General features: G+C 72.1%; 22 protein-coding genes and 1 tRNA gene. 4 read left to right on the plus strand and 19 right to left on the minus strand.

Annotated features, from left to right (window positions below):
• Positions 1–37 precede the first annotated feature (37 nt).
• A tRNA-Pro gene (locus ABD295_RS06830) sits at positions 38–111 on the minus strand.
• Positions 112–243: 132 nt separating this feature from the next.
• Positions 244–609: a VOC family protein gene (locus ABD295_RS06835; protein WP_344302926.1), complete on the minus strand. Its 366-nt coding sequence runs from the start codon at positions 607–609 to the stop codon at positions 244–246.
• A 95-nt stretch (positions 610–704) separates the two neighbouring features.
• Here ABD295_RS06835 and ABD295_RS06840 point away from each other — a divergent pair, with 95 nt between their 5' ends.
• Positions 705–1,184: a Crp/Fnr family transcriptional regulator gene (locus ABD295_RS06840; RefSeq protein WP_344302927.1), complete on the plus strand. Its 480-nt coding sequence runs from the start codon at positions 705–707 to the stop codon at positions 1,182–1,184.
• A gap of 98 nt (positions 1,185–1,282) precedes the next feature.
• On the opposite strand, the gene ABD295_RS06845 is transcribed toward ABD295_RS06840, so the two are convergent.
• Positions 1,283–1,519: a metallophosphoesterase gene (locus ABD295_RS06845; protein WP_344302928.1), complete on the minus strand. Its 237-nt coding sequence runs from the start codon at positions 1,517–1,519 to the stop codon at positions 1,283–1,285.
• A 190-nt stretch (positions 1,520–1,709) separates the two neighbouring features.
• Here ABD295_RS06845 and ABD295_RS06850 point away from each other — a divergent pair, with 190 nt between their 5' ends.
• On the plus strand, positions 1,710–4,937 hold the full coding sequence (locus ABD295_RS06850; RefSeq protein WP_344302929.1) for a DHA2 family efflux MFS transporter permease subunit: 3,228 nt from the start codon (positions 1,710–1,712) through the stop codon (positions 4,935–4,937).
• Here the strand turns inward: ABD295_RS06850 and der are convergent.
• The 11 genes from der to ABD295_RS06905 form a co-directional block, all read right to left on the minus strand.
• Complete coding sequence (der, locus tag ABD295_RS06855) at positions 4,934–6,283, minus strand: ribosome biogenesis GTPase Der (protein ID WP_344302930.1); 1,350 nt, start codon at positions 6,281–6,283, stop codon at positions 4,934–4,936. The two genes, ABD295_RS06850 and der, sit on opposite strands and share 4 nt — an antisense overlap.
• Positions 6,280–7,044: a lysophospholipid acyltransferase family protein gene (locus ABD295_RS06860; protein WP_344302931.1), complete on the minus strand. Its 765-nt coding sequence runs from the start codon at positions 7,042–7,044 to the stop codon at positions 6,280–6,282. The genes der and ABD295_RS06860 overlap by 4 nt, the downstream gene beginning before the upstream one ends.
• The gene (gene cmk, locus ABD295_RS06865) at positions 7,041–7,712 is read right to left on the minus strand and encodes a (d)CMP kinase (protein ID WP_344302932.1); all 672 of its coding nucleotides are present in this window, start codon (positions 7,710–7,712) and stop codon (positions 7,041–7,043) included. The genes ABD295_RS06860 and cmk overlap by 4 nt, the downstream gene beginning before the upstream one ends.
• A gap of 97 nt (positions 7,713–7,809) precedes the next feature.
• Positions 7,810–8,877, minus strand: a complete 1,068-nt coding sequence (locus tag ABD295_RS06870; RefSeq protein ID WP_344302933.1) for a prephenate dehydrogenase — start codon at positions 8,875–8,877, stop codon at positions 7,810–7,812.
• Between the two features lie 47 nt (positions 8,878–8,924).
• Entirely contained in the window at positions 8,925–9,308 is a 384-nt protein-coding gene (aroH, locus tag ABD295_RS06875) for a chorismate mutase (RefSeq protein WP_344302934.1), read from the minus strand.
• Between the two features lie 26 nt (positions 9,309–9,334).
• Positions 9,335–10,141, minus strand: coding sequence for a pseudouridine synthase (locus ABD295_RS06880; RefSeq protein ID WP_344302935.1), 807 nt, complete (start codon positions 10,139–10,141; stop codon positions 9,335–9,337).
• Positions 10,138–10,878 (minus strand): SMC-Scp complex subunit ScpB, encoded by a 741-nt coding sequence (gene scpB / locus ABD295_RS06885; RefSeq protein WP_344302936.1) that lies wholly within the window; start codon positions 10,876–10,878, stop codon positions 10,138–10,140. Before scpB ends, ABD295_RS06880 begins: the two co-directional genes overlap by 4 nt.
• Positions 10,871–11,764, minus strand: a complete 894-nt coding sequence (locus tag ABD295_RS06890; protein ID WP_425573998.1) for a segregation and condensation protein A — start codon at positions 11,762–11,764, stop codon at positions 10,871–10,873. The genes scpB and ABD295_RS06890 overlap by 8 nt, the downstream gene beginning before the upstream one ends.
• A gap of 2 nt (positions 11,765–11,766) precedes the next feature.
• Entirely contained in the window at positions 11,767–12,108 is a 342-nt protein-coding gene (locus ABD295_RS06895; protein WP_344302937.1) for a hypothetical protein, read from the minus strand.
• Positions 12,105–13,022, minus strand: a complete 918-nt coding sequence (locus ABD295_RS06900) for a ParA family protein (protein WP_425573999.1) — start codon at positions 13,020–13,022, stop codon at positions 12,105–12,107. The genes ABD295_RS06895 and ABD295_RS06900 overlap by 4 nt, the downstream gene beginning before the upstream one ends.
• Before the next feature lie 361 nt (positions 13,023–13,383).
• Complete coding sequence (locus ABD295_RS06905; RefSeq protein ID WP_344302938.1) at positions 13,384–13,680, minus strand: GNAT family N-acetyltransferase; 297 nt, start codon at positions 13,678–13,680, stop codon at positions 13,384–13,386.
• A gap of 19 nt (positions 13,681–13,699) precedes the next feature.
• Here ABD295_RS06905 and ABD295_RS06910 point away from each other — a divergent pair, with 19 nt between their 5' ends.
• Complete coding sequence (locus ABD295_RS06910) at positions 13,700–14,551, plus strand: dimethylarginine dimethylaminohydrolase family protein (protein ID WP_344302939.1); 852 nt, start codon at positions 13,700–13,702, stop codon at positions 14,549–14,551.
• A gap of 47 nt (positions 14,552–14,598) precedes the next feature.
• On the opposite strand, the gene ABD295_RS06915 is transcribed toward ABD295_RS06910, so the two are convergent.
• From ABD295_RS06915 to ABD295_RS06935, 5 genes are all read right to left on the minus strand, one after another.
• Complete coding sequence (locus ABD295_RS06915; RefSeq protein ID WP_344302940.1) at positions 14,599–15,879, minus strand: M20/M25/M40 family metallo-hydrolase; 1,281 nt, start codon at positions 15,877–15,879, stop codon at positions 14,599–14,601.
• 184 nt (positions 15,880–16,063) lie between these two features.
• The gene (locus tag ABD295_RS06920) at positions 16,064–18,601 is read right to left on the minus strand and encodes a DEAD/DEAH box helicase (RefSeq protein WP_344302941.1); all 2,538 of its coding nucleotides are present in this window, start codon (positions 18,599–18,601) and stop codon (positions 16,064–16,066) included.
• A gap of 5 nt (positions 18,602–18,606) precedes the next feature.
• Complete coding sequence (gene xerD / locus ABD295_RS06925) at positions 18,607–19,557, minus strand: site-specific tyrosine recombinase XerD (protein WP_344302942.1); 951 nt, start codon at positions 19,555–19,557, stop codon at positions 18,607–18,609.
• 16 nt (positions 19,558–19,573) lie between these two features.
• The gene (gene ald, locus ABD295_RS06930; protein ID WP_344302943.1) at positions 19,574–20,689 is read right to left on the minus strand and encodes an alanine dehydrogenase; all 1,116 of its coding nucleotides are present in this window, start codon (positions 20,687–20,689) and stop codon (positions 19,574–19,576) included.
• A 71-nt stretch (positions 20,690–20,760) separates the two neighbouring features.
• Positions 20,761–21,360, minus strand: coding sequence for an NUDIX domain-containing protein (locus ABD295_RS06935; protein WP_344302944.1), 600 nt, complete (start codon positions 21,358–21,360; stop codon positions 20,761–20,763).
• 50 nt (positions 21,361–21,410) lie between these two features.
• On the opposite strand from ABD295_RS06935, the gene pepN reads away from it, so the two are divergent.
• Positions 21,411–23,903 (plus strand): aminopeptidase N, encoded by a 2,493-nt coding sequence (gene pepN / locus ABD295_RS06940; RefSeq protein ID WP_344302945.1) that lies wholly within the window; start codon positions 21,411–21,413, stop codon positions 23,901–23,903.
• Position 23,904 lies beyond the last annotated feature (1 nt).

Here is a 23,904-nt window from a genome sequence, read left to right on the forward strand (position 1 = left end):
GGTCCGGCAGTTTCCAATGTCTTGAGACATCACAGTGTCGGGCTGACAGGACTTGAACCTGCGACCCCTTGACCCCCAGTCAAGTGCGCTACCAAACTGCGCCACAGCCCGATGCCCCGCGACGAGCGCGAGGCGGTCAGAACCCTAGCGCAGGTGGTCTGCCCCTCCTGAATCGAGGGGGACCTCCAGGCCAGCCGCGGGATCAGCCTCTCGTGGCGCCGAAGTCGTGCTCCAGCGGGAGGTTCAAGTGCCAGCCGAGGCAGAAGGGGTGGCCGGCCGGGGAGGCGTACACCTGGTGGCCCTCGTCGGTGTCGAGGTCGTCGGCGGCCAGCAAGAGCCGGGCGCCGACCGACGTCGCGTGTGGTGAGCGGCACGGATGTCGAGCACGTGCAGGTCGAGGTGCACCTGCTGCTGCTGGGCGCCGTCCGGCCACTGCGGGCGCACATGGTTCGGCGCGCGCTGGACGCCGAGACGCCACTTGCCGTCCACGATGATCGAGTCGAAGCCGTCGTCCTCGTAGATCTCGCCGCCCACCAACTCCGCCCAGAACGCGCTCTCGGACCTGATGTCGGCCGAGTCGAACACCGTGATCTGTCGTTCGATCCTCACCTCCGGCACGCTAGCCACGGTTCCGGACGTTCCGCTGCAGTCGCACCCGTCGAGCCGGGCGGCAATCGGCTGACATAGTTGCCCCGGGAGGCGAGATGATCGACGCGCGCGGATGGGGACTGCCCGAGGTGACGTACGCCGACGGGGCCGTTGTCCTCGAGGAGGGCCGGCACCACCGGGAGCTGCTGGTGCTGACCAGTGGCGCTGTCAGGGTCAGCGCCCAAGGCGCCGAGATCTCCACGATCGACGAGCCCGGCGCCGTCTTCGGGGAGATGGCGTTCCTGCTCGACGGCGCGGCCACCGCGACGGTGACGGCGTTCGGCGAGTGCAAGTTCCTTCGGTCCGACGACCCCGACCTCCTGGTCCGAGACCACCCCGAGGTGGCGCTCGACATCGCGACCACGCTCGCGCAGCGGCTCGACCTGGTGACCCGCTACCTCGCCGACCTGCGCAACCAGTACGCCGACCGCGAGGACCACCTCGGCGTGGTCGACGCCGTCCTGCAGTCGCTGGTGAGTCGCCAAGGCGCCGACGACAAGACCGGCTCCGAACGGGAGCCCGACACACCGTACTGAGTGGTCTCGACTATCCGCTCGCTTCGCTCGCTGCTCGACCACCGGGAACAGGCGCCGCTCGACCACCGAGGCCGATGCGCCGTATTCGGTGGTCTCGACTATCCGCTCGCTTCGCTCGCTGCTCGACCACCGATGTCATGGTTGCCCGAGCACGCGACCGTCGTACGCCGCTGTCCCAACCGCCCGAGCTGCGCGGCGATCGCCACGCTCTGCGCCGGGATCGGCACCACCGAGCGCAGATCCAGCAGGTCTCCCGCGATGACGACGAGGTCGAAGTCGGCGGCCGCCTCGCAGAGCCAGTCGTACTGCCGCAGCGCGTAGTGCAGGTCGGCCACGACCAGCCACCTCACGCCGCTTCGCTGCGGTCCGCCCGGACCGAGAGGGCTGCGTGGAGCCTATCGACGCGGGCGGTGACGCTCGAACCGGTTACTGCCCGGTGATCGGGACACCTTGCGCTCCCGCGTCCGGAGGTGAAGACTCCGTCACCTCTCGGACCCTACTTTCGTCTACGCCAAGGGGTCGCTCGTGCCGCGCCACAGCAGTGCTCGGATCCCTGCGTCGCGGGTGCTGCTGGTCGCGTGCTTCGGCGCCTTCCTCGCGTTCCTCGACGCGACCATCGTCAACGTCGCGTTCCCGTCGCTGCGCGACTCGTTCCCGGACACCTCGATCAGCGACCTGTCGTGGGTGCTGAACGCCTACAACATCGTCTTCGCCGCGTTCCTCATCGTGTGCGGCCGCCTCACCGACCTGCTCGGCCGGCGCCGCGCCTTCGCCACCGGCGTCCTGCTCTTCACCGTCGCCTCGGCCCTCTGCGGCGCCGCCCCCAGCGTCGAGCTGCTGGTGGCCGCTCGCGTGCTCCAGGCCCTGGGGGCCGCCCTGCTCGTGCCCGCCTCCCTCGCGCTCGTGGTCGAGGCGTTCCCGGTCGAGCGCCGTGCGCACGCGATCGGCCTGTGGGGCGCGTCCGCCGCCGTCGCGGCCGGAGTCGGGCCGCCCATCGGTGGCGCCCTCGTGCAGCTCGGGGACTGGCGCTGGGCCTTCCTGGTCAACCTCCCCTTCGGCGTCGTCGCGCTGTGGGCCGCCCGCAACCACCTCGTCGAGAGTCGGGCGCCGGGCCGGCGCGCGTTGCCCGACCTGGTCGGTGCCGCGCTCATGGCCGCCGCCCTCGCGTTGCTCACGCTGGGCCTGGTGCAGAGCTCCGACTGGGGCTGGGGCAGCCTCGGGGTCATCGGCGCGTTCGTCGCGTCGGTCGTGCTGCTCGGGGTCTTCGTGGCCACCTCCCGCCGGCACCCCTCGCCGCTCCTGGACCCCGCCCTCCTACGGCTGCCGTCGTTCAGCGTGGGGAGTCTGGCGACCGCCGTCGCCGGCGTCGGCTTCTACGCCTACCTGCTCACCAACATCCTGTGGCTGCAGTACATCTGGGGGTACGGCGTCCTGCGGGCCGGCCTCGCCCTCGTGCCGGCCGCTCTCGTGGCGGCGGTCGTCGCGTCCCGGCTGGGCCCGCTGGCCGAGCGCCGCGGCTTCCGCATCTTCATCGTCCCCGGCGCCCTGGTGTGGGCGGGTGCCTACCTCTGGTACGAGCAGCAGGTCGGCCTCGAGCCCGCCTTCCTCACCCAGTGGCTGCCCGGTCAGGTGCTGAGCGGCATCGGCGTCGGCGCGACCCTGCCCCTCCTCGGGAGCGCGGCGCTCGCGGCGGTGCCTGGTGGCCGCTACGCCACCGCGTCCGCCGTGGTCTCCAGCGCCCGCCAGCTCGGCGGGGTGCTCGGCATCGCCGTGCTCGTGCTGATCATCGGTGAGCCCACTCCCGCCACCGCCGTCGACGTCCTGCGCGACGGGTGGCTGCTCTCCGTCGGCGCGTTCGTCGTCACCGCGCTCATCGCCCTGACCCTGCGCACGCCGCAGCGCGCCGAGGCCGAGGAGGAGACCGAGGTCCACCGGCCGGCCGTCGTGCTCGCCCCGGACCCCGGCCCGGCCCCGCGGGTCACCCCGCAACTAGACGGCGAGCTCGCGCACGACCTGTCCGACGTACCTCTCGTCGCAGCCCTCCCGGCGAGCGCGCGCCAGCAGCTCGAGGACGCCTCGCGGCTGGTCCCCGTGCCCGCCGGCACCTGGCTGATGCGCGAGGGCGAGCCGACGGGATCGGCGTACGTCGTGCGCGGCGGCCGTTTCGAGGTCGAGGTCGGCGGGCGCATCGTGCGCGAGCTGGGGCCCGGCGAGGTGCTCGGCGAGCTCGCGCTGCTCACCGGAGAGCCCCGGTCGGCCAGCGTCCGGTCCCGACGCGACTCGCTGGTCAGCGAGATCCCGCGGCTCGCGTTCGAGGAGGCGCTGGCGTCAGACGCCTCGGCGTCGCGGTTCGTGCTGCGCCAGGTCGCCGAGCGGCTCAGGACCGCGGGCGAGCCTGCGGCGGCGCCGCGCGCCACTGCCCCGTCGGTCATCTCCGTGGTGGGGCTGCGGCGCGGCGTGGCGGTCGCCGACGTCGCGCATCGCGTGGCCCGGAGGATCGGCCAGCACCTGAGCGTGGTGCTGCTCGACAACGTCGACGCCGACGGGCTCGAGCGCGCCGAACGTGCCCACGACCGGGTCGTCCTCGTCGCCGAGCATCCCGCAGGCGTCGGTGACGAGGTGGATGAGGAGGCGACCCGCTGGCGCGACTTCTGCGTCCGGATGGCCGACGTGGTCGTGCTGGTCGGCGACGCCACCGTCGACGTCCCGAGTGACCTGCCCACACCTTCGTGCCAACCCGAGGTGCTGCTCCTCGGCGCGACCCTCCCGCCGGAGGCCCGCGCGGCGTGGGTGCGGGCCACGGATGCCTGGCGGCTCACCCTCGTGGCTTCCGACCAGCCGGGCGACCTCGCGGGAGGGCTGCGGGCCCTGGCCGACCGTCTCGCCGGGCGCTCGCTCGGGCTGGTCCTCGCCGGAGGCGGCGCGCGCGCCTTCGCGCACGTCGGCGTCCTCCGCGAGCTGGAGGACGCCGGGCTGCACGTCGACCGCGTCGCCGGCTGCAGCATCGGCGCGATCATCGCCGCCGTCCACGCGACCGGGCGCACCGGCGAGGAGCTGGAGGACGAGTGCTACGCCGAATGGGTGCGCCGCAAGCCGTTCAGCGACTGGGGCATCCCGTCGAAGTCGCTCTCGAAGGCCCGACGCGTGAGCGCCGGGATGGAGCGGGCGCTGGGCAAGGACGAGGTCTTCGAGGGACTCCCCCGGCAGGCGCGACTGGTCAGTGTCGACCTGGTCAGCCGCTCACGGCAGAACCACGACCGAGGCAACCTCAGCCAGGCTGCGCTCGCGTCGGTCCGGCTGCCGGTGCTCTTCCCGCCGATGCCCCAGCAGGACGGCCGGCTGCTCGTGGACGGCGGGGTCCTGGACAACCTGCCCGTCGATCTGCTGACCGAGCGGGCAGAGGGACCAGTGGTGGCGGTCAACATCGGCATCGGCGGTGAGACCAGGCCGCGCACCGGCCCGCCGCGCGTGCCCGCCCTCGGCGAGACCCTGCTGCGCACCATGATGATCGGCAGCGGCGGCGCCGTCGCGGCGGCGCGCGCCCGCGGCGCGTGGGTGCTGAGCCCGAGCTCGATGGGGGTCGGCCTGCTGGAGTTCCACCAGCTGGACCGGATGATCCTGGCCGGGCGGGCGGCCGCGCGGACACTGCTGGAGCAGGCCGAGGGCGACCTGCGCAACCCGCCGCTCACGGACGCCGCCCCAACCCCGGACGCCGAGCCGCTGCCGAGCCCGACCGCCCCGGTCGGCGGCTAGCGCTTGCGCTTCTCGCGAGGCTTCTGGGTGATCACGATCGGCGTGCCGACGAAACCGAACTCCTCGCGCAACCGCCGCTCGATGTAGCGCTCGTACGACGCGTCGAGCCGACCGGACGTGAAGAGCACGAACGTCGGCGGCGACGTCGTGGGCTGGGTGCCGAACAGGATCTTGGGCTGCTTGCCGCTACGCACCGGGTGGGGGTGCTCGGCCACGAGGCGGCCGAGGAAGGCGTTCAGCGCGCCGGTCGTCACCCGGGTCTCCCAGCCCGCGAGCGCCTTGTCCAGCGCCGGGACGAGCCGGTCGACGTGCCAGCCGGTGCGCGCCGTGACGTTGATGCGCGGCGCCCACTGCACCTGCACGAGGTCACGCTCGATCTCGCGGTCGAGGTAGTAACGCCGGTCCTCGTCGACGAGGTCCCACTTGTTGAACGCGATCACCAGCGCGCGGCCCGCGTCGCGCACCGTCTGCAGGATGCGCACGTCCTGCTCGGAGATCGACTCGCTGCCGTCGAGCACGAGGACGGCGACCTCGGCGCGGTCGATGGCGGTCGAGGTGCGCAGGGACGCGTAGTACTCGTGACCCGACGCCTCCTTCACCCGCTTGCGGATGCCGGCGGTGTCGATGAAGCGCCAGGTCCGCCCGCCCAGCTCGACGAGCTCGTCGACGGGGTCGACGGTGGTGCCGGCGACGTTGTCGACGACGACCCGCTCCGAGCCGGCCAGCCGGTTGAGCAGCGAGGACTTGCCGACGTTGGGCTTGCCCACGATCGCCACGCGACGCGGCCCGCCGACCTCCTCGAACGACTGCTCCGGCGTCGCCGGGAGCGCCGCCAGGACGGCATCGAGCAGGTCTCCGGAGCCGCGTCCGTGCAGCGCGGAGACGGGATGGGGCTCGCCCAGGCCGAGGTTCCACAGGCCGTGGGCCTCGGCCTCGGCGCGCTGGTCGTCGACCTTGTTGGCGGCCAGCACGACCGGCTTGCCCGACTTGCGCAGGATCCGGACGACGGCCTCGTCGGAGTCGGTGATGCCGACGCCGGCGTCCACGACGAACAGCACGGCGTCGGCGAGGGACACCGCCACCTCCGCCTGCGCGGCGATCCGCTCGGCGAGGCCGCGGGCGTCGGGGTCCCAGCCACCGGTGTCGACGACCGTGAAGGCGCGGCCGTTCCAGTTGGCGTCGTAGGGCACCCGGTCGCGGGTCACGCCCGGCACGTCCTCCACGACCGCCTCACGACGGCCCAGGATGCGGTTGACCAGCGTGGACTTGCCGACGTTGGGGCGCCCGACGATGGCCAGGACCGGGACGGCGGTGACCGGGGTGACAGGTCCGTCGAGCTCGCTCATGACGTCGCCTGCCTGCGGGCGACGTCGCGCTCGGAGTCGCCTGCGGGAAGCGGCCCGGGCAGTCGGCGCCCGGTCAGCTCCTTGGCGTGGGACAGCTGCTCGAGCATGTGACTCCTCAGCGAGGCGCTCGCCTCGAGCACGTCGCGCTTGGTGCGTGGCCAGGGTTGTGCGTCGACGCGCCAGTGCTCGCCGTACACGATGTCGACCGGCGACTGACGCGACGGCCGGGAATGGCTGTCCTGGCCGGGCTCGCGGGTGCCGAAGAAGAACACCGGGATGACGGGCGCGCCGGTGACGAGGGCGAGGTAGGCGGTCCCGCCCTTGAAGAGCTCGAGCTCGCCGGCGCCGCGGGCACCCTCGGGGAAGATGCCGACGACGCCGCCTTCACGGAGCACGCGCAGGCAGGCCTTGATGGCGCGCGGGTCGGGGTTGAAGCGGTCGATCGGGATCTGGCCCGCCTTGCGCAGGAACGGGTCCATGCGGCCCTGGAACATCTCGTGCTTGGTCAGCGCGTGCACCGGACGCGGGGAGTGGATGGCCAGCAGCGGACCGTCCATCCAGCCGAGGTGGTTGGGGGCGAGGATCACCGGGCCCCTCCTGGGCACCCGGTCCGCGTGGTGCAGGCGGACGCCGAACCTGCGCCGGGTGTACGCCGCCACGGGAGCCCGCAGGACGCGCATCCGCCCTCGGGCAGGGTGCGAGGCGGTCTCGTGACGGGGGACGGACGCGCGCCAGGGGTCCCCGCTGATCTCGTCGATCACGCGGTGGCCTCCACCGACTCGGCGAGGCCGACGACCTGCGCGATGACCTCCTCGAGGGAGGCCGTCGTGGAGTCGATCTCGACCGCACCGTCGGCCCGCACCAGCGGGGCCGTCGCGCGGCCGGAGTCGATCTGGTCGCGGTTGAGCAGCGACTGCTCGGTGGCGGTGAGGTCGGAGCCGCCCTCCTCGGCGGCCCGCCGCGCCGCGCGCGCGGCCGGGTCGGCGGTGAGGAAGACCTTCACCTGGGCGTCGGGCCACACCACCGAGCCGATGTCGCGGCCCTCGACCACGATCCCGCCCGAGCCGATGATGTCGCGCTGCAGCTCGAGCAGGCGGCTGCGTACGGCGGGCACGACGCTCACGGGACTCACCGCGGCGTTGACCTCGTCGGTGCGGATCGCGACGGCGACGTCGACGCCGTCGATCATGATCCCGGGACCGGCCGGATCGGTGCCGACGAGGATCGCCGGCTCGTGGACCCGCGCGGCCACCGCGTCGGTGTCGTGGACGTCGACACCCTCGCGCAGCAGCCACCAGGTCACGGCGCGGAACATGGCGCCGGTGTCGAGGTAGCGCAGTCCCAATCGGGCCGCCACCCCGCGAGACGTGCTGGACTTGCCCGACCCTGACGTGCCGTCGATGGCGACGACGAGCTGGGCGGAATTCACGAGGGGCAAGCCTACCTGTGGGTCCGGACAGGCCGTGATTCCTTGGGAGGGGGTCCTGTAGGTGCTGCTGCTGGTTCATCAAGGGAGAAGGCCACCCTCAGCCGTGGACCACCCAGCCTCGGTCCTCGAGCGAGGCGGCCAGGTGCAGCGCAGAGTCCTCGGCGACCACGAGCTCGACCAGTCCGGTGTCGCGTCCGGGGTCGTGGTCGATGCGCACGTCCTCGATGTTGACGCCGATGACGCCGGCGTCGGCGAAGAGGCGGGCCAGCTCGCCGGGGTGGTCGGGCAGCGACACGAAGACCGGCGCGGTCGCGCGCACCGGGCCGCCGTGCTTGCCCGGGATGGCCTGGGTCCCGGCGACGCCGCGGTCCAGCAGCACTCCCAGGCCCTCGCGCGACCCTCCCGAGACCGCCGTGATCATGGCGTCGAGCTCAGCCCTCACCTCCGAGAGCAGCTCGAGGACGGCGGGCGCGTTGGAGGCCACGATCTGCTGCCACAGCGCCGGGTCGCTCCCCGCGACCCGCGTCACGTCGCGCACCCCCTGCCCCGACAGCGACAGGTGCGCCGCGGGGGCGTCGGCGAGCCGGCCGGCCACGAGCACGGCGAGCAGGTGCGGCAGGTGGGACGTCCGCGCGACCGCTCGGTCGTGCTCCTCGGGCGGCAGCGTCACGACGGTCGCCCCGCAGGCCGAGGCGAGCGCCGACACGAGCTCCACGGCCCCCGGGTCGCTCGACGGGTGCGGGGTGACCGCCCACGGCCGGGCCTCGAAGAGCGCCGCGCTCGCCGCCAGTGGTCCTGACCGCTCGCTTCCGGCCATCGGGTGCGAGCCGACGTACCTCTCCAGCGCCTCTGCCCCGACCCGCTCCGACACCTCGCGCAGGGGCGCCGACTTCACCGACCCGACGTCCGTCACGACGGCGTCGTAGCGCGTCAGCGCCTCCGCGATCGCGACGCCGAGGTGGTCGGGCGGCGTGGCGACGACCACCAGCTGCGGAGCGTCGCCGTCGGCGACCGGCCGCCCCGCGCCGAGTCCCGAGGCGGTGCGCAGGTGCTCGGGCGACACGTCGCTCAGGAGCACGTCGAGCCCGGCCCGGCGGGCGGCCAGAGCTATGGAGGTGCCCAGCAGACCGGTGCCGACCACGAGGACCGGCCCGGTGAGCCCCACCCGTTCTTGAGACCGTTCGCCAGCTCGTTCGCCAGGCCGTCCGTCCGTCATTCGTCCGGCACCGAGCGCACGCGGGTGAGGTCCTTGCGCAGCGACGCCGCCCCGTGCAGGTAGCAGTGCGTGATGTCCGCGCGCGGCAGGTCGGTCTCGACGTGCGCCATCATCCGCACCACCAGCGGCAGCGAGCCCTCGATCTCGAGCTCGCGCGAGCAGATCAGCGGCACGTCCCCGAACCCCAGCTGCCGGGCGGCGTACGCCGGGAACTCGGAGTGGATGTCGGAGGTGGCCGTGAAGATCACCGAGATGAAGTCGTCGACGCTCAGCCCGTTGGAACGCATCACGTCGAGCACCATCTCCTCGACACGGCCGAGGAGGTGCTCACGCTCGTCCGTGTCGAGCTGGGTCGCCCCGCGCACCGCTCGCACTGCCATGGGGCAACCCTAGGACGCGCGGGCGCTCACAGCTTGGCGGTGTCCAGCAGAGTGCCGAGCTCGTCGAGGGTCAGGTGGCGCAACCCGCCCGGCTCGAGGCCCTTGAGGTCGATGGGTCCGATCCGGGTGCGGGTCAACCGGCGCACCGGGTGCCCGACGTGGTCGAGCAGGCGCCGCACGATGCGGTTGCGGCCCTCGTGGATGACCAGCTCGATGATCGTGCGGCCCTTCGCGTTGCCCTCGCCGTGCGTGAGCACCTTCGCCGCGGACACGGAGACCGGCCCGTCGTCGAGCGTCACCCCGTCGATCAGCTGCGCGATCGTCGCCCGCGTCACGCTGCCCTCCACCTCGGCGACGTAGGTCTTGTCCACCTCGAACGACGGGTGCGCCACGACGTTGGCGAAGTCGCCGTCGTTGGTCAGCAGGATCAGCCCGGAGGTGTCGGTGTCGAGCCGCCCGACGTGGAAGAGCCGCTCGGGCCGGTCCACGACGAGGTCCTGGAGGGTACGCCGCCCCTCGGGGTCGGACATCGTGGAGACGACGCCCCGCGGCTTGTTGAGCACGAGGTAGACGTAGGGCTTCAACGGCGGCAGCCGCTTGCCGGAGACGCGGACCACGGCGGTGGACGGGTCGATCTTGGTGCCGAGGCGGGTGACCACCTCGCCGTCCACCTCGACCTCGCCCTCGAGCATCAGCTCCTCGCAGCGGCGCCGGGACGCGACGCCCGACTGGGCGAGGTACTTCTGCAGCCGGACCAGGCCGTCTTCATCGGGCTCCCCGCCCGGGGGTGCGCCCGGCGGTGGACCACCCTGATCAGCCGGGCCGTCGCTCATCCGACGTCGGTCCCGCCATGGGGTTCGGTGCCCTCGCCGTTGTGCTGATCGGGGTGCGGGTCCGGGGTCGGCTCCCCCGGCTGCCCCGGCTGCCCCGACTGCCCCGGCTCGGCCGGACCCTGCGTCGCGACGGGTGCGGCGGCCCCCATCGCCTCGGCCAGCTCGTCGTCGAAGTCGTCCATGTCGGGCAGGTACGGCGCCAGGTCGGGCAGGTCGTCGAGCGAGGTGACGCCGATGCGCTCCAGGAAGTAGCCGCTCGTGCGGTAGAGCGTCGCGCCGTGCTCGCCGTCGTGGCCGGCCTCCTCGACCAGGCCGCGAGTGATCAGCGTGCGCATCACACCGTCGACGTTGACCCCGCGGATCGCCGAGACCCGCGCCCGCGAGACCGGCTGCTTGTAGGCGACCACCGCGAGGGTCTCCAGCGCTGCCTGGGTCAGCCGGGCCTGCTGGCCGTCGAGCACGAAGGACTCCACGACGGCGGCGTACTCCTCGCGTGTGTAGTACCGCCACCCGCCGGCCACGTTGCGCAGCTCGAAGCCACGGCCCTGCTCGGCGTACTCCCCCGCCAGCCCGGTCAGCGCCTCCACGACCTGCTCGACGGGGTAGCCGACGACCGACGCCAGCCCGACCTCGTCCAGCGGCTCGTCGGCCACCATCAAGATGGCCTCCAGCGCGGGGCGCAGCTCGGCCACGGCGGGGATGTCGAGGGCCTCCGACACTTCCATCTGCTCAGTCATCGGCTGCAGTCTCCTCCTCGACGGCGTCGGGCGTCTCATCAGTGGCCTCCGGCGGCGCCCCGTCGAACTCGTCGGTGATCTCGATCTCGTCGTCCGAGCCGGTCCAGCGCACGGTGAGCTCACCCAGCGGTGAGACCTGGTCGAAGCCGACCGCGCCCTCCCGGAAGAGCTCCAGCAGCGCCAGGAACCGCGCGACCGTGGTGAGCGTGTCGGGCGAGTCGCCGCACAACGCGCGGAAGGTCATCGTGCCGCTGCGACGCAGCCGGTCGACCACGACGCCCGCCTGCTCGCGGACGCTGACCGCCGGGGCGTGGATGTGGGCCAGCCCGACCTCCTGCACCGGCTTGGGCTCCAGCGCCTTCGCCGCGAGGGCGGCGAACTGCTCCAGACCGATCCCGATCAGCACCTCGGGGAGCAGCGTCGCGAAGCGCTCGTCGAGGCCGACCGCCCTGGGGTAGCGGCGGCTCTCGGCGCTCAGCCGCTCCTCGAAGGTCGCGGCGACCTGCTTGAAGGCCTTGTACTGGAGCAGCCGCGCGAAGAGGAGGTCCCGCGCCTCCAGCAGCGCGAGGTCCTCCTCGTCCTCGACGTCGCCCTGCGGCAGCAGTCGGGCGGCCTTGAGGTCGAGCAGGGTCGCGGCGACGAGCAGGAACGAGGTCACCTGCTCCAGGTCGCCCCGCTTGCCCAACGCCTTGGTGTGCACCAGGAACTCGTCGGTGACCTCCGAGAGGGCGATCTCGGTGATGTCCAGCTTGTGCTTGGCGATCAGGCTCAGCAGCAGGTCGAAGGGTCCCTCGAAGTTGTCCAACCGCACCTCGAACGCGGCGTTGGCTACGCCGTCGGGAGCAACTGCCTCGGGGGCGTCCGACTCAGGCCGGACGACGCTCACGCTCATTCCTCGGTCAGCCGCCGGACCAGTGCGCTCTCGTCGCCGTGGGCCACGAAGTCGGCCAGGACCAGCGCGATCGCCTCCCGCACCAGGCGCCCGCGGTCGACGGCCACGCCGTTCTGTGCCCGGAGCATCAGCCGGGCGTGCTCGAGCTCGAGCAGCTCGGCCGAGGTGACGTAGACGGTCATCTTCTCGTCGTGCCGCACCCGGCCGCTGGTTCGCCGGCCGGCAGCCGTCTGCTCCTCCGCGGGCGGACGGTCAGGCTCGGCGCGCTCGTCGGGGACGGCCCGGATCGCGTTGTCGTCGGTCCGACGGAAGAGATCGTCGGCGGCGGGCAGGCTCACTCGTCGTGACAACGCGCGAGCACCTCCTTGGCGAGCTGACGGTAGGACTCGGCCCCGGCCGAGGTCGAGGCGTACGTCGTGATCGGCTCACCGGCGACCGTCGAGTCGCTGAACTTCACGGTGCGCCGGATCACGGTGTGGAAGACGGTGTCGCCCCACGCCTCGACCAGCCGCTGCATGACCTCGCGACCGTGCAGGGTGCGCCCGTCGAACATGGTGCCGAGCACGCCGTCGATCGACAGCTTGGGGTTGAGGCGCTCTCGGACCTTGTCGATGGTCGTCTTGAGCAGCGCGACGCCGCGCAGCGCGAAGTACTCGCACTCCAGCGGCACGATCACGCCGTCCGAAGCGGTCAGCGCGTTGACCGTGAGGAGGCCGAGCGAGGGCTGGCAGTCGATCAGGATGACGTCGTACTTCTCGATCGCCGGCGCGAGCACGCGCTGCAGGGTCTGCTCGCGGGCGACCTCCTGCACCAGCTGCACCTCGGCGGCGGACAGGTCGATGTTGGACGGCAGCAGGTCCATGTCCGGCACGCCGGTGCCGACCACGACGTCGTCGAGGGTGACGTCGCGGGCCATCAGCAGGTCGTAGATCGTCAGGTCCATCTCGTGCGGGTTGAGCCCGAGACCGACCGAGAGCGAGCCCTGCGGGTCGAAGTCGACGAGCAGCACCTTGCGGCCGAACTCGGCCAGCGCCGCCCCGAGGTTGATGGTGGTGGTGGTCTTGCCCACCCCGCCCTTCTGGTTGCACATCGAGATGACGCGCGCGCCGCCGTGGCGGGTGAGCGGCGTCGGCTCGGGGAGCACCGGCATCGGCCGACCGGTCGGACCGAGCGCGGCCCCGGCCTCGGGCTCCACGACGGTCACGAGGGTCTCCTCGGGCACGGGAGTCGGGAAGGGGATCGGCTCGCTCATACTGAACTCTCTGGTCGTTTCCTGCTGACCCGGAGCCACTCTCCCTTGGGGGATCACCCCGAGCGGTGGTATCTCCGGCGCACTGCCTGCCGTGGGGAAGCCCGGGTACCCGCCTTGGCTCATCTGCCGTCCTCCTGAGAGCTGGGGTGCTGATGGGGGGTGTGCTCGTGCTGGGGGAAGGCAGCCCGGTCGCGGGTCTGAATTTGTCGACTCGGCGACATCTCGCCCGCTGACGCGACTGTAGGCCGATGCTCCGACGGGTCTCAAGGCGACCCGCGCTACCCCCAGGAACTATTCGAATCTGTGGACCAGGTGGCGCTCAGCTGCACAGGCGCACGGCTCCTGTGGAGAGCTGTGCACTTCAGTCCGGGGGCGTCCGCAGCAGGTCCTGGTAGTCAGGGTGCCGTTCGATGTACGCCTTGACGAAGGGACACTGCGGTACGACGCGTAGCCGCCGCCGGCGTGCGTCGTCCAGCTCGCCGCGCACCAGGGCGCTGCCCACGCCGCGCCCCTCGAAGGCGTCGTCGACCTCCGTGTGGGCGATGACGATGCGACCTCGTTCCGGGTCGAGCGTGTACTCCGAGAACCCGGCCAGCTCTCCGTCGACGTACGCCGCGTAGCGCGACGACTCGGGCTCGTCACGGATGTCGATGCTCACCCGGGCGACAATACGAGGCGTGACCGAACCATTCGCCGTGACCTCGATGACCGCTCCCCTCCGCAGGGTGGCGGTGCGCGGTCTGCCGACGCACGCGGACTACCAGGACGCGGGGTGGGAGCGACTGCCCGACGTGACGCTCTCCGTCGAGCAGCACGCGGCCTTCGTGAGCGCGCTGGAGTCGGCGGGCGCCGCCGTCGACGTGCTCCTGCCGGCCGAGGGTCTCGCCGACGCCTGCTTCACCTACGACCCGGTCTTCGTCACCGGGGCGGGCATGGTGGTGCTGCGTCAGGCCAAGCCGTGCCGCTCGTCCGAGCCGCCGCTGCTGGCGTCCGAGCTCGCCGGGCTCGGCGTGCCTGAACTCGGCCGGCTGGCCGACGACGCCCGCGCCGACGGTGGCGACCTCTTCTGGCTCGACGAGCAGACCCTCGCCGTCGGGCGCAGCCACCGCACCAACGCCGCCGCCCACGACCAGCTGACGGCGCTGCTCGAGCCGGTCGGGGTCCGGGTCGTGCCCTTCCACCTGCCGTGGCACCACGGGCCCGGGGAGGTCTTCCACCTGATGTCCGTCATCAGCCCGGTCTCCCCCGACCTGGCCGTGGTCTACGAGCCGATCGCGCCCACGCCGCTGCTCGACGAGCTGACCGCGCGTGGCATCTCGTGGATCCCGGTCTCCGACGAGGACTACCTCGCGCTCGGCTCCAACGTGCTTGCGACGGCACCGGGGCGGGTGATCCTCTTCGCCGGCGCTCCCGGCGTCGAACGCGACCTCCGCGCCGCGGGAGTCGAGGTCACGGTGCTCGACTGCTCCGAGTTCGCGATCGGCACCGGCGGCCCCACCTGCCTGACCCGCCCCCTGCTGCGCGACTGACCCGGGGCCACCCCACCCTGGTGGTCGAGGAGGTCGCGCAGCGACCGTCACGAAACCGGGTGACCGCACCGCCGGAGGGTGAGCACCAGCAGCGTCCGCGCGACGTCGAGGGTCTCGGAGATCGACACCTTCTCCCGCGGCGCGTGGGCGTCCTCGGCGGCGCCCGGGCCGTACTGCAGGGTCGGGATGCCTCCCACCCCGAGCATCAGCCGGAGGTCGCTGCCGTAGGGAGCGGCCGCCGACGCCGCGAGCGAGCCGTGGACGTCGCGAGCGGCCAGGGCGACGTCCGAGATCAGCGGATCTGAAGCCGGCAGCCGGCCGGAGGCGAACTGCCCTCCCTCCCACACCACCCGAGGCGGGTGGTCCCGCAGCCAGGGGTCGGCCGCGGCGGCTGCGGCGACCGCAGCCTCGAGCGCGAGACGTGCGGACGGCACGTCCTCGTCGAGGACCACGCCGTAGCGACCCTCGGCACTGAGCCGGTCGGGCACCGTCGACGACCAGTCGCCGGTCTGCACCACGCCGACGCTGATCCCGTAGGGCAGCACGTTGTCGCCGAAGAGCGGGTCCACGACCAGGTTGCGCTCACGCTCGAGGTCGCGCAGCGCGGCGTACACCGGCAAGAACGCGTCGAACGCCGAGTGCCCCGACAGCCGCGTCGACCCGTGCGCGGCCAGCCCGTCGACCTCGATGCGGAAGGTCAGCGCTCCGGCGTTGGCGGTGAGGAGCCGACCGCTCGTCGGCTCCGAGATGACGCAGGCGTCGCCGGTGTGCCCGCGCACCAGCGTGGCGAAGGCGCCGAGGCCGCCGTCCTCCTCGGACACCACCGTGTGCACGGCGAGCGGTCGCGCCAGCTCGACGCCTGCGGAGGCGATCGTCCGGACGACCGCGGCGTTGGCCGCGACCCCCGCCTTCATGTCGCACGCTCCACGACCGCGCAGGACGCCCGCGCCCGAGCCGGTGATGACCCCCGCGAAAGGGTCCACGTCCCACTTCTCCGGGTCGCCGATCGGTACGACGTCCACGTGGCCCTGCAAGACCAGCGCGGGCGTCCCGGGGCCGGTCGTGGCGACCATCCCGTAGCCCTCCACGCGCTCGGCCTCGGTGCCGGGGAAGCGCGGGTCGGCTCGCAGCGCCTCCAGGTCGAGGGCCCAGGTGTCGACGTCGAGGCCCCACGCGGCGTAGTCCGCGGCGCCGGCGTGCTGGAGCTCGGACTCGGCGGCCGTCCCGGTCACGCTCGGCACCCGCACCAGCTCGGTCAGGTGGTCGACGAGCGCCTGCTCGTCCAAGCTGGCGACGAGCCGCGCCTCCAGGTCGCTCAGGCCGGTCACGCGGTGAGCCTAGGCCCCGCAGGGGTGGCCGTCGATCGGGTGATCGTCCAGGCGCAGCACCCGATGATCGAGCAGATGAATACGTTGCGCTCATCCTCGTGTCAGGCACTCGGCCAGGAGCCCGCAGATGCGTGACCTCATCCACGTCGAGTACTTCGAGTACGTCGAGTACGTCGTGGGTCTGTCAGAGCTGGCGCATCGCGGTCGTGGTGAGCACGAGCGCACCAGCCTCGTCGGAGGCCTCGCAGTCGACGGTCGCCTCGATGACCCAGTCGTGGTGGCCGGCCGGGTCGGCGATGGTCTGGGTGACCTTGCGCAGGCGACCCGCCCCCTCCTCGGGGCCGATCACGAGCAGTCGCGGCCCGCGCGCGTCGGCGTCGGTGCCGACGCTCTCGTGCTCGGCGTAGTAAGCCTCGATCGCCTCGTCCCACCGTGACCGGGTCATCACGACCTCACCCGGCGGGTCGGTGCGGTCGGCGGCTTCACGCTCGAGCCGCATCAGCCCGTCGAGGTCGTCGCGCGCCACGAGCAGCACGCGGGCGAACATCGCGTTGCGGATCATCACCGTGAAGGCCCGCTCCTGCAGGGACAGCGGCCGCGGAGGCGGTGGTGGCGCGTGCACGTCGGGCGCGTGCCCCTTCAGCTGCTGGGGGTCCATCAGCGCCTCCCACTCGTCCAGGAGCGACGAGTCGGTCTGGCGGACCGTCTCCCCCAGCCAGGTGATCAGGTCGTCGAGCTCAGGGGTGCGGTGCGCGTCGGGCACCGTCTGGCGCAGCGTGCGGTAGGCGTCGGTGAGGTAGCGCAGCAGCAGCCCCTCCGACCGCGCCAGCTCGTAGCGCGCCACGACGTCGTTGAAGCCCATCCCCTGCTCGACCATCTCGCGGACCACGCTCTTCGGGTCCAGCGACGCGACCGGCACCCACGGATGGGTCTCGCGGTAGATCTCGAACGCCGGCTCCAGCAGCTCCGCCAGCGGCTGCGGCCAGGTGATCTGGTCGAGCAGCGCCATGCGCTCCTCGTACTCGATCCCGTCGGCCTTCATCTCGCCGATCGCCTCGCCCCGCGCCGCGCGCTGCTGGGCGAAGACCACCTGCCGCGGCTGGTCCAGCACCGCCTCCACGACAGAGATCACGTCGAGGGTGTACGTCGGCGCCTCCGGGTCGAGCAGGTCGAACGCCGCCAGAGCGAAGTGTGCCAGCGGCTGGTTGAGCGCGAAGTCGTCGGGGAGGTCGACGGTGAGCACGTACTGCCGGCCGTACGCGTCGCGCTGGTCGAGCCGGGTGATCACGCCCGAGTGCAGCAGCGACCGCGCCAGCCGCAACGCACGCCGGGCCAGGCGGCGCTGCGACTTGGGGTCCTCGTGGTTCTCGGTGAGCAGCCGGCGCAGGACCGGGAAGGCGTCCTCCTCGCGCGCGAGGACGTTGACCAGCATCGCGTTGTCGACCTTCATCCGCGACGGGAGCGGCTCGGGCGTGCCCGACACCAGCTTGTCGAAGGTCTGCTCGGACCAGACGACCGTGCCCTCGGGCGGCTTCCTCAGCTGCGGCTTGGACTTCTTCTTGGGGTTGGCCTCGTTCTTGGCGGCCGACTTCGCCTTGGCCAACTCGTTGTCGATGACGTGCTCGGGCGCTTGCACGACGACGTACCCCGCGGTGTCGAAGCCGGCCCGCCCGGCCCGGCCCGCGATCTGGAGGAACTCGCGGGTGCGCAGCACCCGCTGCCGGTTGCCGTCGAACTTCGCCAGGCCGCTGAAGAGCACCGTGCGGATCGGCACGTTGATCCCGACCCCGAGGGTGTCGGTGCCGCAGATGACGGTGAGCAGCCCCGCTTGGGCGAGCGTCTCCACGAGGCGCCGATAGCGCGGCAGCATGCCGGCGTGGTGCACACCGATGCCCCGCCGCAGCAGCTTCTGCAGAGTCTTGCCGAAGCCCGCGCCGAAGCCGAAACCCGTCAGCCGGGCCTTGAGCGCCTCGCTCTGCTCAGCGGTCGAGGCGGCCCACGGCGTGGACCCCAGGGCCACCGCGTGCTCGATCGCCGCCGCCTGCGTGAAGTGCACGACGTAGACCGGCGCCTGGTTGGTCGTGACGATCTCCTCGAGCGTCTCGTCGAGGTGGGTGAGTGCGTAGGTGAAGTCGAGCGGCACCGGGCGTTCGGCGTCGTCGACGACGGCCGTCTCCCGCCCGGTACGCCGCGTCAGGTCCTCCGCCAGCGCGGTGACGTCGCCGAGGGTCGCCGACATCAGCAGGAACTGCGCGTCCACCAGCTCCAGCAGCGGAACCTGCCAGGCCCAACCCCGGTCGGGCTCGGCGTAGTAGTGGAACTCGTCCATCACCACCAGCCCGATGTCGGCGGAGCGCCCCTCCCGCAGGGCGATGTTGGCGAGCACCTCGGCCGTGCACGCGATGATCGGGGCGTCGGAGTTGACCGACGCGTCGCCGGTGAGCATGCCAACCTCGTCGGCGCCGAAGGTGTCGACCAGGGCGAAGAACTTCTCGTTCACGAGTGCCTTGATGGGTGCGGTGTAGAACGAGCGCCGCTTGGTCCCGATCGCCGCGAAGTGCGCGGCCGTCGCGACCAGCGACTTCCCAGAGCCCGTCGGCGTCGCCAGGATGACGTGCGACCCGCCCATCAGCTCGAGGACCGCCTCCTCCTGGTGGGGGTAGAGCGACAGGCCCTGCTCCCCCACCCACGTGAAGAACGCGTCGTACGGATCCCCGCCCACGCCCGTCACAGGGCACGCGGGTGCGCGGTCGCGAAGACCTGGCGCAGGTTGTCGACGGTGACCAGCGTGTAGACCTGGGTCGTCGTGACGGACGCGTGCCCGAGCAGCTCCTGCACGACCCGCACGTCCGCGCCACCATCGAGGAGGTGCGTCGCGAAGGAGTGCCGCAGCGTGTGCGGGGAGACGTCGGCGGAGACCCCGGCGCGCTCGGCCGCGCGGACCAACACCGCCCAAGCAGACTGCCGAGAGAGTCGGCCGCCGCGCGAGTTGAGGAACATGGCGCCCCCCGCGCCGGCCGTCGTGCCCGCCGCGACGAGGCCCGGCCGCGACCGGGTGAGGTACGCCGTCACGGCGTCGACGGCGTACGACCCCACCGGCACCAGCCGCTGCTTGCCGCCCTTGCCCCGCAGCAGCACGGTGGCCGCCTCGGGGTCGGTCAGGTCGAGGTCGTCGACGTCGAGGCCGACCGCCTCGGAGATGCGCGCCCCGGTGCCGTAGAGCACCTCGAGGAGCGCCCGGTCGCGCAGCGCCAGCGCCGTGCCGGGCTCGCCCGCCGCCGCCAGGATCGCCTCCACGTCTGCCAGGGGCAACGCCTTGGGAAGGCGTTTGGCGGGCGTGGGCGGCTTCACGCCGGCAGCCGGGTCGACCGTGGTCATGCCGTCCCGGACGGCGAACTTGTGGAACCCCCTGACCGCCACGACGGTGCGGGCCGCCGAGGCGGCCGACAGCGGTGGGTGCCCCGACGCCTTGTCGCCCTCACGCAGCGCGACGAGGAACGCCGTCACCGTTGCTTGCTGGACCTGCTCGAGCCTCGTGACCCCCTGCCCGTCCAGGAACTCCAGGTAACGGCGCAGGTCGCGCTTGTAGGACGTGAGGGTGTTGGCGGCCGACCCCCGCTCGACGCTCAGGTGGTCGAGATAGGTGCGGACCGCCCTGTTCAGGTCGCCGGGGTCCAACGTGTGAGCCCTCGCCTCAGGCGAGGACCGACTCCAGGTCCACAGCGTCGATCCCGACCGCCTCGCCCACGGGCGCGTTGGTGAGCTGCCCGTCGTGGGTGTTGAGGCCGAGCGCGAGCGACCGGTCCCGCCGGCAGGCGTCGGCCCATCCCTTGTCGGCCAGCGCCACGGCGTACGGCATCGTCGCGTTGGTCAGCGCGTAGGTCGAGGTGTTCGGCACCGCCCCGGGCATGTTGGCCACGCAGTAGAACACCGAGTTGTGCACGGTGTACGTCGGGTCCGCGTGCGTCGTGGCGTGGGTGTCCTCGAAGCAGCCACCCTGGTCCACCGCGATGTCGACCAGCACCGAGCCCGGCTTCATCCGCGACACCAGGTCGTTGGACACCAGCTTGGGCGCCGCCGCCCCCGGGATCAGCACCGCACCGATCACCATGTCGGCCTCGGACACCTGCTGCTCGATCGCCAGCCGCGACGACGCCAGACCGTGCACGCGGTTGTTGTAGCGCCAGAAGGACATCCGCAGCTTGTTCAGGTCGGTGTCGAGCAACGTCACGTCCGCACCCATGCCCAACGCGATGTTGGCGGCGTTCTGACCCGAGACACCCGCACCGATGATGACGACCTTGGCGTTGGCGACCCCGCCGACGCCACCCATCAGCACCCCGCGACCACCCTGCGCCTTCATCATCGAGTAGGCACCGACCTGCGGTGCCAGGCAGCCCGCCACCTCCGACATCGGGTAGAGCAGCGGCAGGCCTCCCGAGGGCAGCTGCACCGTCTCGTAGGCGATCGCCGTGACCTTCTTGGCCAGCAGCTCCTCGGTCAGCGGCTTGTCGGCCGCCAGGTGCAAGTAGGTGAACAGGGTCAGGCCTTCACGCAACCGGTGGTACTCCTCGGCGACCGGCTCCTTGACCTTCAGCACCATGTCCGCGGTGCCCCAGACCTCGTCGGCCGAGTCCAGGATCTTCGCGCCCGCCGCGAGGTACTCCTCGTCCTGCACCTGCGAGCCCACACCCGCAGACTTCTCGACGAAGACCTCGTGACCGTGCTCGGTGAGCTCGTGAACACCCAGCGGTGTGATCGCCACGCGGTACTCGTGGTTCTTCACTTCCTTGGGAACGCCGACCTTCACGTGCGCCTCCTGCGCTCTCGGCCCGACGCCGGGGTGCATCGGGGATTGTTCAGCGCGACCCTACTCCCGCCCTACCCCAGTTTTCCGCGCCGCTTCAGCACGTCGTACGCCAGCACCGCCTGCGCCAGCGGACCCTGCCGAACCCGCCCATCGAGGACCGCGTCGAGCAGCTCCTCGAGCGGCAGCCAGAAGGTCTCCATCTCGGCCTCCTCGGCGTGCAGCTCGAAGTCGCCGCGGTCGGCGTGGGTGAGCTCGCGGGCGAGGTAGATCTCGTGCACCTCCTCGGTCAGCCCGGCCGAGGGGTACGTCGACAGCAGCAACCGCCAGTCGACCGCCGCGAGCTCGGCCTCCTCGCGCAGCTCACGCTGGGCGGTGAGCAGCGGGTCCTCCCCGTCCTCGTCACGCAGGCCGGCCGGCAGCTCCACGAACTCGTGTCGCCCTGGGTGCCGGTACTGGCGGAGGCAGAAGACCCGCTCGTCGTCGTCGACGGCGAGTACCACGACCGCCCCAGGGTGCTCGACCGTCCACCGCACGAACCGGTCCTGCGGCTGCCGCGGTCGGCCGACCACGTCCTCACGCAGCGAGATCACCCAGTCGCCGCGGTGCAGGTAGCGCGTCGCCGACACCGGCCACGAGGTCGGCCGGTCAGCCACGAGGTCGTCTTCAGGCACCCGGCCATCCTGTCAGCCCACTGATCGAGGGCGCGGCTACGGTGGAGCGCATGAGCGACGCTCCCACGCGCACCGAGCCGGCCAGCCTGACCCAGGTGGAGGCCGAGGCCCGCGCTGCCTTGATCTCCGTACGCCGCTACGACATCGCCGTCGACATGACCGGGCTGCTCGACGGCCCCACGATCGAGTGCGTGTCGACCATCGCGTTCGAGTGCGCCGAGCCCGGCGCGTCGACCTTCGTCGACTGCGCGGCCGACATCCGCAGCGCCACGCTCAACGGCCGCGACCTCGACCTTTCCATCTTCGACGCCGGTCGGCTGCCCCTGCCCGACCTGGCGGCCGACAACGTGCTCGTCGTCGCCTCGGCACAGTCCGACACCGGCCGCTCCGTCGGGATCCTGCGCACCGTCGATCCCAGCGACAAGCTCGTCTACGTCTGGACCTCGTTCGAGCCGGACGCCGCCCGCTACGTCTGGGCCTGCTTCGACCAGCCGGACTTGAAGGCCCCCCACGGTTTCGTGGTGACCGCGCCGGAGAGCTGGACGGTTTTGTCCAACTCCGCACCGGACCAGGTCGAGCCGGCGGACGAGGGCACGGCGTCCGTGGAGACCCCGGCGCGCGTGTGGACCTTCGGCGACACCCCGCCGCTGTCGACGTACGTCGTCGTGGTCAACGCCGGGCCGTTCGTCGAGCTCCGCCGCGAAGTCGACGGCTACGACCTCGGGCTCTACGCGCGCCAGTCGTTGGCGCGCTACCTCGACCGTGACGCCGACGAGCTCTTCGAGCTCACCCGTCAGGGCCTCGCGTGGTTCGGCGGGCAGTTCGACCAGCCGTTCCCGCAGCGGCGCTACGACCAGGTCTTCGTGCCCAACATGGGCGGCGCGATGGAGAACTGGGGCTGCGTGACCTGGACCGACGCGGTGATCTACCGGTCACCGCCCACCTACGCCCAGCGCCAGGCCCGCGCCAGCGTGCTGATGCACGAGATGGCGCACATGTGGTTCGGCGACCTGGTGACCATGCGCTGGTGGGACGACCTCTGGCTCAACGAGGCGTTCGCCTCGTGGGCGGCCACCTGGGCGCTGGTGGGCGCCGGCACGGAGCACACGGACGCGTGGGCCGGCTTCCTGTGCGCCCTCAAGCTCGAGGGCTACCGCGCCGACATGAGCCCAGGCACGCACCCCATCCGGGGCGACGTGCCCGACGTCGCCCAGGCGATGGCCAACTTCGACGCCATCACCTACTCCAAGGGCCAGAGCGTCCTGAAGCAGCTGTCGGCGTACGTCGGCGACGACGCGTTCGTGCGCGGCCTGCAGGCGTACTTCCGCGACCACGCGTGGGGCAACACCCGCCTCGACGACCTCATCGACGCCGTCGCCGCGGCAGCCGGGCGCGACCTGTCGTCCTGGACCCCGGCGTGGCTGGACAGCGCCGGCACCGACACGATCAGGCTCGCGGACGGAGCGTTGTCCATCGTCGCGCCCGACGGTGGCGTGCCGCGCCCGCACCGTTTCGACATCGTGAGCTACGTCGTGCGCGACGACGTCCTGCACGCCGTGGCGACGACGCCCGTCGAGTCCACCGAGGCGTCGGTCGAGGTCGACCTGCCCGAGGCCGACCTGCACCTGCTCAACGCGAACGACCTGACCTTCGCGGCCGTCCGCCCCGACGCCACCTCCCTGGCGACCCTGTTGAGCCGCGCGGGCGACCTGCCCGACCCGCTCTCGCGCGCCCTCGCCGGCGGGACCGCCTGGGACATGATGGTCAAGGGCGAGCTCGGCGCCGGCGACGTGGTCGGCGTGCTGACCGCGGCCCTGGTCACCGAGCGCAGCCCGATCGTCGTCGAGTCCTTCCTCGGGATGGCGCTGAAGGCCGCCGAGCAGTGGGCGCCGGCCGACCAGGTCGCGCCGCTGCTCCTCGAGGTCGCGTCGACGGCGTCCGGGCTCACCGTCGAGCCCGATTTCCGGATGCCGGCGCTGCGAGCCCTGGCGGCGTCCGCGTCGACCGCCGATCACTTCGAGATCCTCCGCGAGCCGGCCGACCACGAACGCGACCTGGCCTGGCGGGTGCTGGCCCGGCGCGCCGAGCTCGGCGACTACGACGAGGACGCGGTGACCGCGCTCGAGAAGGCCGACCTCGACCCCGAAGCATGGGTGCGCGCCCTAGCCGTCCGCGGTGCCCAACCGGATGCCGCTGCGAAGGACGAGGCCTGGTCGGCCCTCATGGTCGACCGGACGGTGCCGATGGGCTCCTCGCTCGTCCAGGTCGGGAACCTCTTCTGGCGACCGACGCAGGCTGAGCTGCTCAAACCGTGGACCGACCGCTACCTCGACGTGCTGCCCTCCCTCGCCTCGGGCGGACTGCTGGCGGTCGGCGGCCTTATCCGGGTGCTCTTCCCCTTCGCCGTCGCGGACCAGGAGTTCCACGACCGCGCGCTGAGCCTGGCCGAAGCCCCTGGCACGCACCCCGCGATCCGGCAGAACCTCCTGACCGGCGCCGACACCCTGCGCCGGATGCTCGCCGCCCGGGCGCTCTCCAGCTGAC

The sequence above is a fragment of the Nocardioides bigeumensis genome, from assembly GCF_039531755.1.
Lineage (GTDB): Bacteria > Actinomycetota > Actinomycetes > Propionibacteriales > Nocardioidaceae > Nocardioides > Nocardioides bigeumensis.

Excerpts from the sequence above, each read along its gene's own strand:
- ABD295_RS06840 (WP_344302927.1), top strand. The coding sequence starts at position 705 with ATGATCGACGCGCGCGGATGGGGACTGCCCGAGGTGACGTACGCCGAC.
- der (WP_344302930.1), bottom strand. The coding sequence starts at position 6,283 with ATGAGCGAGCTCGACGGACCTGTCACCCCGGTCACCGCCGTCCCGGTC.
- aroH (WP_344302934.1), bottom strand. The coding sequence starts at position 9,308 with ATGGCAGTGCGAGCGGTGCGCGGGGCGACCCAGCTCGACACGGACGAG.
- ABD295_RS06880 (WP_344302935.1), bottom strand. The coding sequence starts at position 10,141 with ATGAGCGACGGCCCGGCTGATCAGGGTGGTCCACCGCCGGGCGCACCC.
- scpB (WP_344302936.1), bottom strand. The coding sequence starts at position 10,878 with ATGACTGAGCAGATGGAAGTGTCGGAGGCCCTCGACATCCCCGCCGTG.
- ABD295_RS06900 (WP_425573999.1), bottom strand. The coding sequence starts at position 13,022 with ATGAGCGAGCCGATCCCCTTCCCGACTCCCGTGCCCGAGGAGACCCTC.
- pepN (WP_344302945.1), top strand. The coding sequence starts at position 21,411 with ATGAGCGACGCTCCCACGCGCACCGAGCCGGCCAGCCTGACCCAGGTG.